11 protein-coding genes are annotated in these 13,000 nt (G+C 67.4%); 7 read left to right on the top strand and 4 right to left on the bottom strand.

The annotated features are described in order from the left end of the window. Positions 1-128: 128 nt before the first annotated feature. Entirely contained in the window at positions 129-635 is a 507-nt protein-coding gene (locus ABLE91_RS07585; protein WP_348930034.1) for a PadR family transcriptional regulator, read from the top strand. A 90-nt stretch (positions 636-725) separates the two neighbouring features. Here the strand turns inward: ABLE91_RS07585 and ABLE91_RS07580 are convergent, their stop codons facing one another. Beyond that, entirely contained in the window at positions 726-2,459 is a 1,734-nt protein-coding gene (locus tag ABLE91_RS07580; RefSeq protein WP_348930032.1) for a tetratricopeptide repeat protein, read from the bottom strand. Between the two features lie 304 nt (positions 2,460-2,763). Between ABLE91_RS07580 and ABLE91_RS07575 the strand changes: the two genes are divergently transcribed. After that, positions 2,764-3,633 (top strand): 4-(cytidine 5'-diphospho)-2-C-methyl-D-erythritol kinase, encoded by an 870-nt coding sequence (locus ABLE91_RS07575; protein WP_348930030.1) that lies wholly within the window; start codon positions 2,764-2,766, stop codon positions 3,631-3,633. Then, positions 3,630-3,950 (top strand): YnfA family protein, encoded by a 321-nt coding sequence (locus ABLE91_RS07570; protein WP_348930028.1) that lies wholly within the window; start codon positions 3,630-3,632, stop codon positions 3,948-3,950. The genes ABLE91_RS07575 and ABLE91_RS07570 overlap by 4 nt, the downstream gene beginning before the upstream one ends. A gap of 130 nt (positions 3,951-4,080) precedes the next feature. Here the strand turns inward: ABLE91_RS07570 and ABLE91_RS07565 are convergent, their stop codons facing one another. Further along, the gene (locus tag ABLE91_RS07565; protein ID WP_348930026.1) at positions 4,081-5,088 is read right to left on the bottom strand and encodes a polyprenyl synthetase family protein; all 1,008 of its coding nucleotides are present in this window, start codon (positions 5,086-5,088) and stop codon (positions 4,081-4,083) included. A gap of 144 nt (positions 5,089-5,232) precedes the next feature. Here ABLE91_RS07565 and ABLE91_RS07560 point away from each other — a divergent pair, with 144 nt between their 5' ends. Both ABLE91_RS07560 and ABLE91_RS07555 read left to right on the top strand, forming a co-directional pair. Further along, positions 5,233-5,460, top strand: coding sequence for a putative signal transducing protein (locus ABLE91_RS07560; RefSeq protein ID WP_348930025.1), 228 nt, complete (start codon positions 5,233-5,235; stop codon positions 5,458-5,460). Then, entirely contained in the window at positions 5,447-6,214 is a 768-nt protein-coding gene (locus ABLE91_RS07555) for a tRNA1(Val) (adenine(37)-N6)-methyltransferase (protein ID WP_348930023.1), read from the top strand. Before ABLE91_RS07560 ends, ABLE91_RS07555 begins: the two co-directional genes overlap by 14 nt. A 36-nt stretch (positions 6,215-6,250) precedes the next feature. Here the strand turns inward: ABLE91_RS07555 and ABLE91_RS07550 are convergent, their stop codons facing one another. Both ABLE91_RS07550 and ABLE91_RS07545 read right to left on the bottom strand, forming a co-directional pair. Beyond that, entirely contained in the window at positions 6,251-9,598 is a 3,348-nt protein-coding gene (locus ABLE91_RS07550; RefSeq protein WP_348930021.1) for a DUF4114 domain-containing protein, read from the bottom strand. Positions 9,599-9,755: 157 nt separating this feature from the next. Next, the gene (locus tag ABLE91_RS07545) at positions 9,756-11,012 is read right to left on the bottom strand and encodes a cupin domain-containing protein (RefSeq protein ID WP_348930019.1); all 1,257 of its coding nucleotides are present in this window, start codon (positions 11,010-11,012) and stop codon (positions 9,756-9,758) included. Positions 11,013-11,208: 196 nt separating this feature from the next. Between ABLE91_RS07545 and ABLE91_RS07540 the strand changes: the two genes are divergently transcribed. Further along, complete coding sequence (locus ABLE91_RS07540; RefSeq protein WP_348930017.1) at positions 11,209-12,450, top strand: S1 family peptidase; 1,242 nt, start codon at positions 11,209-11,211, stop codon at positions 12,448-12,450. 185 nt (positions 12,451-12,635) lie between these two features. Further along, a complete protein-coding gene (locus ABLE91_RS07535; RefSeq protein WP_348930015.1) occupies positions 12,636-12,998 on the top strand; it encodes a hypothetical protein in 363 nt (120 codons plus the stop codon). The last annotated feature ends 2 nt before the right edge of the window (positions 12,999-13,000 follow it).

Raw genomic sequence — 13,000 nt, 5'->3', positions numbered from 1 at the left:
ACAGGGGCCGGGAGCGCTTCGACCAAGAGCGATTCGGCGAGGAACGCTTTGGCGCCGGGCGCCATGGCGAAGGCGGTCATTGGGGCGGGGGCGGCGGTCGTGGCGGCCGGGGACGCGGCGGCGGCGACATGTTCCGCCTCGGTCGCATGCTGGCCCAGGGCGACCTCAAGCTGCTCGCGCTCTCGCTCATCGCCGAGCAGCCGCGCCACGGCTACGAGATCATCAAGCTCATCGAGGAGAAGACCGGCGGCTGGTATTCGCCGAGCCCCGGCGTGGTCTATCCCACGCTCACCTATCTGGAAGAGGCGGGCTATGTGACCGCCGAGGCAGACGGCGCCAAGAAGCGCTATGCCATCACCCCCGAGGGCAAGGCCCATCTCGACGCCAACCGCGATCTTGCGGATGCGCTGGTGGGGCGGCTGTCGGAGATCGGCCTCAAGATGAGCAAGTTCCGCCGCTGGATGGGCGGATCGGAAGAGGGCGGCCATGGCCCCTCCGACCTCCCGCGCCTCATCACTGCGGCGATGGAAGACCTGCGCGACGCCGCCAAGGATCGCTTCGAAGGCGATCGCAGCGCCGAGCTTCGGATCGTGGAGATACTCTCCCGCGCGGCGAACGAGATCCGGGGGCAATGAAAGCCCCCGGCACGGCCCCGAGAGTGGACCCAAAAAGCAAATGCCCGGGCCAAGCCCGGGCATTCGTGTTTCTGGCGAGACGGATAGTCCTCAGCCGCCGTTCTGCTGCTCGGCCTTCTTGACCGGCGGCTCCGTTTCCGCCGCATCGAGGCCGTCCTGAAGCTTCTTGGCGATCTTCGCCATGTCCTCGGGCTCGGGCTTCAGATCCCGGGCGTGGTTCCACTGGAACGTGGCTTCCAGCTTGCGCCCCACCTTCCAGTACGCATCGCCCAGATGGTCGTTGATCACCGGGTCCTGCGGCTTCAGCTCCACCGCCCGCTCCAGCTCGTTCACCGCATCCTCGTAGCGGCCGAGCCGGAAATAGGCCCAGCCGAGGCTGTCGACGATGTAGCCGTCGTCCGGGCGCAGGGCGACCGCCTTGCGGATCATGTCCAGGCCCTGGTCGAGGTTCACGCCCTGGTCCACCCAGCTATAGCCGAGATAGTTGAGGACATGGGGCTGGTCGGGGAACAGCTCCAGCGCCTTCTTCAGGTCCGCCTCGGCAGCAGCCCAGTTCTTGCTGCGCTCGTTGCAGATGCCGCGGAAGTAGAACAGGGTCCAGCTGTTGCGCTGGGGGTTCGGCACCAGCGCGATGGCCTTGTCATAGGTGGAGACGCAGTCGGCGAACATCTTCCGCCCGCGCTCGATGCCGGCCAGCGCCACGATGGCGTCGAGGTCCTTCGGGTCCGTCTTGATCAGCGCCTGCAGGTGCTTGCGCGCGTCATCGAACTTCTCGTTGGCATCGAGATTGATGGCGAGTTGCACCTCCGCATTGCGCTTCAGCGGCGAGGCCTCGGGCACCTTCTGATAGACTTGGATCGCCTTGTCCGGCTGCTTCAGCTGTTCGTAGAGATCGGCCAGGGTCAGCCCCGCCAGCGGGTGGTCGGGATAGAGCCACAGAGCGAGCTGGAGATAGACGAGCGCGAGATCCTCGCCGCCCTGGCGCGCGAGCGCGGCGCCGAGCCCGTAGAGCACCTCGGCGGCGCCTTCCTGCGGGGTCTTCACCAGCGGGGGCAGCTGCTTGCCCTCCTTGATGTCAGCCACAGCCGCCTGGATCAGGGGATGGCGCGGCAGCAGCTTCTCGAAGCCCTGATAGGCTTCGATCGCGGTGGCCGCCCCGGCATTGCGCGAGGCCCAGCGGCCATAGGCATCCACCGAGCGCACGGCGGACGGGTCGAACTTCATGGCCGCTTCGAGCCGCTTGCCGGCCTCCTTCTTCATGCCGGCGGCATCGAGGATGAGCCCCGCATTCAGGTCCTTGAAGGCGGCGTACCAGTCCGGCCCCTGGAGGCGGTCGATCATGTCGACGCCGGCCTTGGCATTGCCGGAGCCCAGCATGGTCCAGGCGGCCAGCAGGGTGGCGGTGAGGTCGCCGATGGGGCCGCGGACGGACAGCGAGAGATTGGTGCGGGCGCGCTGATAGTCGCCCTTCTTGATGGCGCGGGTGGCGAGCACGAGGCGCGCGATGCGATGCGAGCGGTCGAGCTTCACCATGCGCTCGGCGAGTGGGACGGAATCGTCCACGTCCCCGTCCACCAGCATGGCGAAGAAGGCGCGCTCCATCACCTCTTCGTTGCGCGGGTCCATCTTCAGCAGCGCGCGCAGATAGGCGACCGCCGCGTCCGTGTCCCGCTCGGAGCCGGCGAGGCGCGCGGCAAGGTAGCTGCCGGCGACCGTGGGGTCGGTGATGGGCGGATAGTCCGCGCGGGCGGCCTGGGGCACCGCCACGGTGAGGGCCGCGCTGAAAGCAGCCGCGAGGGCCAATGGTGAGCGAGAGAGGAACATCTTCACCGTGCGGGAATCCTGAAGGGCGATGCTAGGGCGCGGTCTGTCCGGTGGCAGCGCCCCTGCTCCCACCGGAGAGGCGGATCGCCCCTAGCTTTGGGCTTAGAGAGATCTCATCCCTGACGGAAATGCAGAACGGTCCCGTCACGGCTGATCAGCCTCTCACGGCAGTAAAAACGCGGCACTTACAAACGCGATACATGGCGGGAGGATGGCCGCTTTCCCCCTGCGCCGCAAGCTTACCCGGCGCAAAGGCCCTGCTGCCGCTTGCCGCGCGCCGCCGATCGGGCCATAAGCCGCGCTCATGCAAAAGCTTGTGGCCCGTGCGCCGGCAAAGGTCAATCTGACGTTGCGCGTGCTGCGGCGGCGCGCGGACGGGTTTCACGATCTCGCGAGCTTCGTGGCCTTTGCCGGGGCCGCGGACCTGCTGACGCTGCTTCCCGACTTACCGCTCGGCGTGGAGGTTTCCGGGGAGCGGGCGCAGGCCGCCGGCCCGTCGCAGGACAATCTGGTGCTCAAGGCCGCGCGGGCGCTGATGGAGCGCGTGCCTGGCCTCAGGGCCGGGGCGTTCCATCTCGTGAAGCGCCTGCCGGTGGCGGCGGGCCTCGGCGGCGGCTCCTCGGATGCGGCGGCGGCGCTGCGCCTCTTGGCGGAGCTGAACGGGATCGCGCCGGATCATCCCGCGCTCATGGAGGCGGCCCGCTCCACCGGCTCCGACGTGCCCGTGTGCCTTGATCCGCGCGCCCGCTTCATGGGTGGGGTGGGCGACCGCCTCTCGCCGCCGCTGGCGCTGCCATCCCTCTTCGCGGTGCTGGTGAATTGCGGGGCGGCGGTGCCCACGGCGCCAGTGTTCAAGGGCCTCGGCCTACAGCCGGGCGCGGCGCTGGAGGGGCCGGAGCATCCCCGTGCACTGCCGGCGGAGCGCGGCCTGCTCCTGTCCATGCTCGCGGCGCTTTCCAATGACCTGGAGCTACCGGCTGAAGCGCTGGCGCCGGCCATTTCGGAGGCGAAGGCGCTGCTCGGAGCCGAGCCCGAGGCGCGCCTCGTGCGCATGTCCGGCTCCGGCGCCACGGTGTTCGCCCTCACCGACGATTGCCGCGCGGCGGCGCGCCTGTCCCGGCACATCGCCGCGCAACGTCCCTCCTGGTGGGTCCGCTCCACGGTGCTTCGATGACCATTGCTGCCTATATCATCGCCGCTTTGACCGAGATCGCCGGCTGCTTCGCCTTCTGGCACGTGGTGCGCTCCGGAGGCTCGCCGCTCTGGCTGCTGCCGGGTGTCTCCAGCCTTATCGTGTTCGCCGGCGCGCTGACTTTCGTGGACGCGGCGGCGGCCGGGCGGGCTTTTGCGGCTTATGGCGGCATTTATATCCTCGCCTCGCTCGCCTGGATGTGGGGCGTGGAAGGCGTGCGCCCCGACCGCTGGGACGCCGGCGGCACCGCTTTATGCCTCGTGGGCGCGGCCATCATCGTGTTCGGGCCGCGGGGGTAGATTTCCTCTCGCTCATGTCGTCTTCCCCGGACTTGATCCGTAGATCTCTTGGGAGGTCTGCTGCGTCGGTCCTGGAGGAGATGCCCGGGTCAAGCCCGGGCATGACGGCTCACATAGGGCCGTGCCCGCCTCAGTGCGCGCGGGCGATGCAGAAGTCGACGGCTTCCATGAGCGCATCCTTCGCGCCGCCCGGCTGGAACAGGGCGAGGGCGTCCTTGGCGATGGCGCCGTAATGACGGGCACGCTCGATGGTGTCCACCAGCGCGCGATGCTTGGTGAGAAGGCCGATGGCGTGGGCGAGGTCCGCATCGCTGCCTTCACCGCCTTCCAGGCAGCGCTTCCAGAAGGCGCGCTCCTCCGCATCGCCCCGGCGGAAGGCCAGCACCACGGGAAGGGTAATCTTCCCCTCGCGGAAATCGTCGCCCACATTCTTGCCGAGCTTGGCCTGGCTGCCGCCATAGTCCAGCGCGTCATCCACCAACTGGAAGGCGATGCCGAGATTCATGCCGTAGCTGCGGCACGCGCCCTGTTCGCCCTTGGGCTTCTGGCCGAGCACGGCGCCCACTTCGCAGGCGGCGGCGAACAGCTCGGCCGTCTTGCCGCGGATCACCGCCAGATAGTCGTCCTCGGAGGTCTCGGTGTTCTTGGCGGCGGCGAGCTGCATCACCTCGCCCTCGGCGATGACGCAGGCAGCGTTGGAGAGGATGTCGAGGCACTGGAGGGAGCCCACCTCCACCATCATCTTGAAGGCTTGGCCCAGCAGGAAATCGCCCACCAGCACGCTCGCCTCGTTGCCCCAGAGCTTGCGCGCTGCGGGCTTGCCGCGCCGCATGTCGCTCTCGTCCACCACATCGTCATGGAGCAGGGTCGCGGTGTGCATGAATTCAACGGAGGCCGCGAGCTTCACATGGCCGTCGCCGCGATAGCCGCTGAGGGACGCGCAAGCGAGGGTCAGCATGGGCCGCAGGCGCTTGCCGCCGCCGGAAATAAGGTGGTTCGCCACCTCCGGGATCATGGCCACGTCGGAGCCCGTGCGCGCGAGGATGGTCGCGTTCACGCGCTCCATGTCCCCCTTCACGAGGCTGATGAGGGCGTCGAGGGAGGGCTCGTTGGGCTCGAACGGAAGGACGACGGCCAAGGAAGGCTCCCGCTTGTCAATCACGCGGGCGCACCATAGGGATGCGGATGGGTCCCGTGCAAGCCGGCTGGCGCGATTTGAGCCGAGGCGTGGCAATCAGACCTAACGGGAGCCGCCAAGCAGCCCTACCCAAAGGGAGCGCCCATGCGCGAAGTGGTGCGGACCAACGACATGGTGCTGATCTCGGCGGTGGAGGCCTTGTTCGGCGCGGCGGAGATCGGCCATCTGGTGGCGGACGCCCATGTGAGCGCGCTGGAAGGCTCCATCGGGATCCTGCCACGCCGCATCCTGGTGCTCGACGAGGACCTGCCGCGCGCCCGGCTGCTCCTGAAGGACGCCGGCCTCGGCGACGTTCTTTATGACGGCGCCTGACTTTCCAACCACCCGCGATGCCATATTGGACGGTCGTCTCACGCTGATTCAGCCGGCGAAGGGGCACCGGATCGGCCATGATGCCGTGCTTCTGGCCGCCACTGCTCCGCGAGACACTTATCTCATAGCGGATTTCGGCGCGGGCGTCGGCGGCGCTGGGCTTGCGGCGCTGGTGCGCCTGCCGGGGGCCAAGGGCATTCTGGTGGAGATCGACCCGGCGCTGGCTCGACTTGCGGAGGAGAACGTCGCAAGCAATGGGCTCGCCGGGCGCTGCCGGGTGGTGTGCGCCGATGTGCGCAGCCTGGGCAAGCCGGGCGGCCCACCGGTGCCGGAGGCAGATGGGGCGGACCTCGTCCTCGCCAATCCGCCGTTCAACATGGAGAGCGCCCACCGCACCTCGCCCGATGCGGGCCGCGCGCTGGCGCATATGGCGGACGCCGGCACGCTGGAGGATTGGGCCACCGCCGCCTATCGCTGCCTCACTCCGGGCGGCCGGCTCGCCATGATCCTGCGGCCCACGGAACTTGCGCCTCTGCTGGCGACATTGGAGGGGCGGTTCGGCGCGGCGGAGCTGATGCCCGTCCACCCCCGCCCCGGCGCCCCGGCGGTGCGCCTCATGGTGCGCGCCGTGAAGGGCCGGCGCACGCCGCCGGCCATCTTGCCATCCTTCATCCTCGCCAATGCAGACGGCATGCCGACCGATGTCGCAGCCGCCGTGCTGCGCGGCCTCGAGCCGTTGCCACTCCCGTCTTAGGCTGGTCCGCTCAGGCGCGCCTGACGCCGCCCTTCTTCAACCCCACCAATCCGCCCCGTGCACGTCGTTGGCGGAGAAGGCGAGGGTGACGATGAGGTCGTTATAGTCGCGGTCGGATTGGCCGCCCATGATCGAGAGGTCCTCGATGCCGAACGTGGTGCCGTGCTCCGCATCACCCAGCGCCACCACCTGCACCGCGCCGCCGGCATTGGCCGCCGCATAGGAGGAGAAGACGGTGGCGGGATCATTGTCCACCAGCAGGAGCAGCCCGTAATTGCGGGCGGCGTTGAGCGGCAGATGGTCGAGCACCATTTGCTCGCCGAAGGCCGGCAATTGCGCGGCATCCACGACGAGGTTCGCCGCGCGTGCAAGAGCGAGCGCGCCGTCGAGATAGCCGGGATCCCCCGGCATGAGCGCGTGCCCGTCGACGATGATGCGCCCGGTGCTCTGGTCGGCTTCGTAGAAGGCGAGGCCGTTATTCTGGGCGGCGAGGCGCTCCACCACCACGACGGGCTGGTCTGCCACCGCGCCGTTGGGGATCGAGCGGCTGCCGCCCAGGGTGAAGTTGCTCTGGTAGCCGCCCTCGAACGTGGCCAGCGCGCTGTTGCCCTTGGCCTGAAGGGACGTGAGGGCGAGCATCTGCCCGTCCACGAGGGCGACGGGCAGCCAGACGCCGGCGTCCACATGGTCCGGCACGGAGATGGCGCTGCCGAAGCTCTGGCCTTCTGACAGAAGCCAGGAGGCGTGCGTGACGCCGTCATAGGTCAGCGCGCCCGCGCTGCGGGACAGGCCGTTCTCCATGAGCTGGACCACATGCCCGTCATCCAGCGACTGAAGGCCAAAGGTCACAAGCCCGCCCTTGTCGTCGGCGCGCACCACGGACATGGCGGTGTCGCGCACGAAGGCCAGCACGTCGTTCACCGACACTTCCGGCATGGGCGCGCCCCACCAGCCGCTCACCTGGATGTTGAAGAGGAATTCCAGATTGGTGGGGAAGGGGGCGCCGGGGAGGGGGTAGAGGTCCTGGAAGGGGTCGAACGTGGTGCCGTGCTGGCCGGGATTGTAGTAAAGCGGGTTGAACGGGAAGTAGGACGGGTTCTCGCTGAAGACGTTGGCGAGCCACCAATTCTCCCAACGGTTCTCGGCATAGAGGATGTCGCCGAATGTCACGCAGCCACCGATGTCGCTGCCGTATTTCAGGATATTCAGTTCGGGGAAAATCTTGAAGGGATTGTTGAGGTTCAGCTTGTCGTTGGGGTCGAACAGTGGGCCGAAGTTCACATTGCCCACGGCATTTCCGAAGGAGATGTTGTGGGCGAGTTCCAGGAACCGGCTGCCGCCATCCGTATAGAAGACGTTGCCGCCCATGTTCGGCGTCTTGCCATAGGCATAGTTGTAGGCGATCAGCGTTCCGTTCAGGCCAAGATCGAACGGGTTTCCGTCCTGGAAGCCGGTGGTGTAGACGGCGCCGCCGTCCCACGCCTTCTGCAGGAAGCGTGTGATCGTGTTCCCGACGACCTGGTTGCCGCCCATGATGGTCGGGGTGGTGTTGAAGCCCCACATGCCGGGAAGCGCGCCGTCGAGGCCGGGGAAGCTGCCCATCTCCACGAAGGTGCCGGTGACGGGATCGTACACGGTCCACTGGTCCCGCAGCCCCCAGCCCCAGCCCACGGAGATGCCCGCCCAAGACGTGTCGGAGATGAAATTGTTCTCGATAACGCCGTTCTGGGAATAGCCGAGGAAGATGGCCGGTGCGTCGATGAATTCGACGCCCGTATGCTCGATGACGTTGCCGTTGATGCGGTTGTTGCGGGTGATGCCCGCATCCGACCCGGGCCGCGCATCCTCCGCATTGACGCCGCCCACCTGCACGGCCGCCGAGGAGATGTCCTGGAAGGTGTTATAGGAGACGCTATTGTTCTGGGCGCCGCCGGAAAAGTCGAGAGCAGCGCCGCCGAGATGGCTGAAGCTATTGCCGATGAAGCTGATGCCCTTGCCGTCCTTGAAGGAGATGTTGCCCGGGGTGCGGGTGACCTCCTGGAAGTGCCCGATCTGGTTCACCTCATGGCCGTCGCCGGTCAGGTGGAAGCCCGCCTGGTCTGACACATAGCCGTCGGCGGTCAGCCCGGTGACGGGGTCGACGTCCACCCGGTTGGGATCGAGCCAGGTGGCGTATTTGAAGGACAGGCCCTCGAAAGAGAGGTTGGAGGCACCGTCGCCGTCGATCAGCTTCTCCAGCACGGGCAACTGAATGTCGTGGGCGTTCGGGTTGTCGCCCGCCTGGGTCACCAGATAGAGCTTTCCCGTCGCGCGGTCGAAGTACCATTCGTCGGGCTGGTCCATGAACTGGTAGGCGTTGACGAACTTGGTGACGCGCCAGAAGCTCCATTCGTTGGGCTGGCCCAGCACCTGCTCGTGCGTCACGGGGTCGATGATGCTCAGCGTGACCTTGGTGTCGGCCGCCAGCAGGGGGAGGTCGATCCGGATCTGGTTCGTGGCGAGATCGACGCTGGTGACCGTCCCCAGCACCACGTCGGGGCCGCTGCCGATGGCGGTCACCACCATGCCCGGCTGGATGTTCGGCGCGGCCAGGGTGCCGTCGAGCTGGATGAGGCTCGTGTCCGACGTCACCGATCCCGTGGGCAGGCCGCGGACGAGGTTGGCATTGGTCCAGGCCGGATCGAGCAGGTCGATCAGCCCCACGGTCGGCGCATTCACCGGGTCGACGGACGGAATGGCGGCGGACGGCGCGAGCACGCCCTTGAGGGGCACCGAGATCATCTTCCACTGGTCGTAGACCACGGCCTCGATATCCGTGACGTTCGTCCAGGTGGTCGGGTTCTGCCAGTTCGCGCCATTGGTGGGATCGATGACATATTCGATGCCCGAGACGCCGGGTATTTCGTGATAGGTCGGGCGGAAGCCGAGGGGATAGGTCGACTCGGTGTTGGTCTCCGCGCGGGTGGCGCGCTCGCCGTCGATATAAAGCTGGCGGCTGTCCAGCGATGGATCGACGCTGGTTTCCCAGAGCTGGGCACCGGGGGCGAGCGAGAGGCCGGGATTGGCGACGGCCGACCAGCCGGTGAGGGCCTGGCCGCCGGAGATCACCGGGGTTTCGCCGGGAACCGCCCTGTAATGCACGACATGCCCGTCCCGCCCGGAATCCTCGGCGCCGAAGGTCAGCGCCTGGGAGAGCTGATAGGTGCCGCCGCCGATGTTGACGACGATGTCCGTGGTGAGCGGGGCAGGGGATTGCAGGACTGCCCGGACAGCCGCCTGGGCCTGTTCGATGGAGCTGAACGGGTTCTGCTGCGTCCCGTCACCGGAGGCGCTTCCATTGACCGAGACCCAAAAGGCAATATTGCCGGCTTGATCGATTGCCATGCCGCCCCCGCGTGGGAGCGACAATCAGGACGCTCCGTGAATCTCTCCTAGACCAGCGTACCGTCCCACTCAAGCCGGGCGGCCTAACATCTTGGATCAAGGCAAATTTCCCGCCTGATCGGGATCGCGAAGCGAGACCGATCAGGCGGGTTTGGCTCTAGACCGGCACCACCGCCGGCGCGTCGCCGGGGAACCGGCCGATCACCGCCGGATCGATATTGAGGTGCTGCGCCACCATGGCCCGCGGGGTATGGGCGAGCCATTGCGAGAGCGACACGTTCTGGAATTGCGGCGCCCGGAACACCTCCAGGAAGACGAGGTCGGTATTGCCGGTGTTGCGGATGAAATGGCCGAGGGACTTCTGGACATAGCCGATGTCGCCGGGCCGGAAATCCTGCGTCACCGCCTTCGGCCCGGTGTTGAACACCGTCATGGAAGCCTGCCCGGCGATGTAATACTGCCACTCGTCCGCATTGGGATGCCAGTGCATCTCCCGCATCCCGCCGGGATGCACGGTGACGAGAGCGGCGGCGATGGTGGTGGCGGCCTTGAAGTTGCTGCTGTCGGCAATGCGGACCTCGCCGCCCTTGGTCTTCTTCACCGGCGCCATGCTGGAGAGGGCGAAGACGGAGGACGTCTCCATCTTGCCCAGCGATCCTGCGGCCTGTGCCTGGTCTTCCGCCAAAGGCCCGGGCATGGCGCCCTGGAAGATGTAGAGGTCGTGCAGCGGGATCTTGGCGAACGTCTCGGGCGGCACGCCGAAATTCAGCCCCAGAACTTCCGGCGGCGTGTGGGTGAACCACTCATTGATGAGCAGCGTGTTGTATTCGGAGGCCATCCCGTTGTCGAAGCACAGGATGAATTCGGCGCCGTCCTCGCCGATGCCCTGGAGCGAATGGGGCAGGCCGGCGGGGAAATACCAGAGGCCGCCTTCGCCGATATCCTCCACATTGGCCCGGCCGGCCAGATCGATGGTGGTGACGCGCACGGCGCCGCGCGTGACATAGGCCCACTCCGCCGCCTGGTGCCAGTGCAGCTCGCGGATGCCGCCGCGGGTGAGGCGCATGTTGACGCCGGAAATCTCGGTGGCGATGGCGAAGTCGGCCTGCGTCACCTGCCGTGCCCAGCCGCCGTCCTGGATGCGGCGCGGGGCGTTGTTGAAGGAGGCCCAAAACATGGGCATGGAGCCCACATCGGTGGCCGGCGGGGAGAAGGCGCCGGGGAACTGGGAGGCGAGAGCCGGATTCTGCGGGCCGGGATCGGTGGCGCTGGACGGATTGCCCGTGGTGTTGACGGCGCCCTGGGGCGGCTCGTTGGGATTGCCGTAGCTCGCCGCCTGCGCCACCGCGCTTGCCGCGACCAGGGTTCCCGCGGCACCCGCCGCCAGCACGCTGCGCCTGGAAATCGGATCCATGGTCTTCTCCCTTGTCCTCGCGCCGAGGTTTTATTCAAAGAATATGAAAGATTAAGTATCACTCGTCATGACAAAAGGCGTGTGTTTTTAGCAGGATGCGGCAAGCCAGCGCTTGCCATTGCTTGCCTGGGTCGGCATCAGTCGTGTCAGGGGCGCTTGAGGCGTCGTGCTGATGGTCTGATGCGGGGGAAGACGCATGGCACTTATCTCGAACCGGATGTTCAAGGCGGTTTCGCGCCGGGTGGGGCTCACGCTGGCATTCGTCGCCGCCGGGCTTGCTGCGGCACATGCGGCCCCGCCGGCAAAGTCGACCGCGCCGGCGCTGACCGTGGACGGGGTCCTCCTGGAAGCGGACGGCTGGAAGATCGGCATCAGCGCCTCGCTGGGCGGATGCTTCGCCGGCGCCACCTTCGACAATGACACGACCCTCTGGCTCGGGCTCGGCGGCAAGCAGGAGCGGGGCTTCCTGGTGGTCACCAACCCGGTGTGGAACCAGCTCCAGACGGGCCAGCTCTACGACATGAAGGTGAGCACCCCGGGACAGGCCGGATGGCGCGGCAAGGCCATGGTGGTCGAGCGGGGAAATGACGAAAAGGGCTTCCTCATCTCCGATCTCAAGGACGAGATGATGGGCAGCTTCGCCCGCGCCGAGTCGATCGAGTTCCAGCTCGACAACCGCGCCATCGCGCAATTGCCCCTGACCGCGTCGCCATCGGCCATCGCCCATGTGATCAAGTGCCAGTCCCGCTTTGCCCAGCTGCTCGCCGAAGTCCAGGCGGAGGGCAAGCCGAAGGGGGCGAGCAACGGCACCGGCTTCTTCGTCTCCTGGGGCGGCCACATCCTCACCAACCATCATGTGGTGGACGGCTGCAAGGTGCTCGAGGTGCGGCGGCCGGGATCGGCCCCGGTTCCGGCCCGCCTCGTGGCGGACGATGCGACCAACGACCTTGCGCTGCTCCAGACCTCGCTGCGCACCCGGGAGCTTCCCGCGCTGGTGACGCGGGCGCGGATCGGCCAGGGCGTGTTCGTCTACGGCTTTCCGCTGACCCCGATCCTGTCGTCCGCCGGCAATTTCACCAGCGGCGGCGTCAGCGCCATGACCGGTATCGGCGACGACACGAGCCGGCTTCAGATCTCCGCGCCCATCCAGCCCGGCAATAGCGGCGGGCCGGTGATCGACCAGAACGGAAATGTCCTCGGCGTGGTGGCCAGCACGCTGGGGCCGCTGGGCGGCGAAACGCCGTCCGAAAAGCCCTCGGAAAAGCCCGCGCCCCAGAACGCCAATTTCGCCATCAAGGCCTCCGCCGCAGCGACGTTTCTCGAGGCGAACGGCGTCGAGCCGGTGGCCAAGGTGCTCACCGCCGCCCTCGACCCGGCGGCGGTCGCGGAGCGGGCGAAGGAGTTCACGGTGCGGGTGGAGTGCGATTTCCCCCGGTGATCCCTGCTTCTCCAGCTCGTTTCCCACACGCCTAGCTCCGGGCGGTAGGCACTGCGTTTGAAAATTTGTCCGGCTGTAGCCTTGCTTTTCACAACCTCTGTTCGCATCCTGTTAACCAAGGGGTAGCTGGCGAGGGGCCCGCCGAGGGGCGGGTTCCGCCATATGGCGCGAACCGGGAGCTGGATATGCGAACGGGTTGGGGAATGCGCGGCACCGCCATGTCGGTTGCCGCAGCTCTCGTGGCGACCACGGTTTCCGCAGGCATGGCAAATGCCGGGCCGCCCCGGCGCGCCCTCGGCGTCATCGCCGGCGCCGCCTTGGGAGCCGTTATCCTGGGGGGCATCGCCGCAGCGTCCGCCGCCCAGCAGCCCGCCCCGCCGCCCAAGAGGCAGGCGTCCTCCAAGCCGAAGGCGGCGAGCGGCGTGACGGCGATGGCCCAGGCGCTCCCCGCCGCCACGGAGATCGCGGCGCTGGACATGTCGGCTGATCCCTTCGGTGGCGCGCCCTCGGGAGGCGCGAGCGAGGCCGTCACCGTCAACGCCCGCTGACG

Source organism: Aquabacter albus, assembly GCF_040049275.1.
Taxonomy (GTDB): domain Bacteria; phylum Pseudomonadota; class Alphaproteobacteria; order Rhizobiales; family Xanthobacteraceae; genus Aquabacter.
This window is presented reverse-complemented; position numbering and strand designations above follow the sequence as displayed.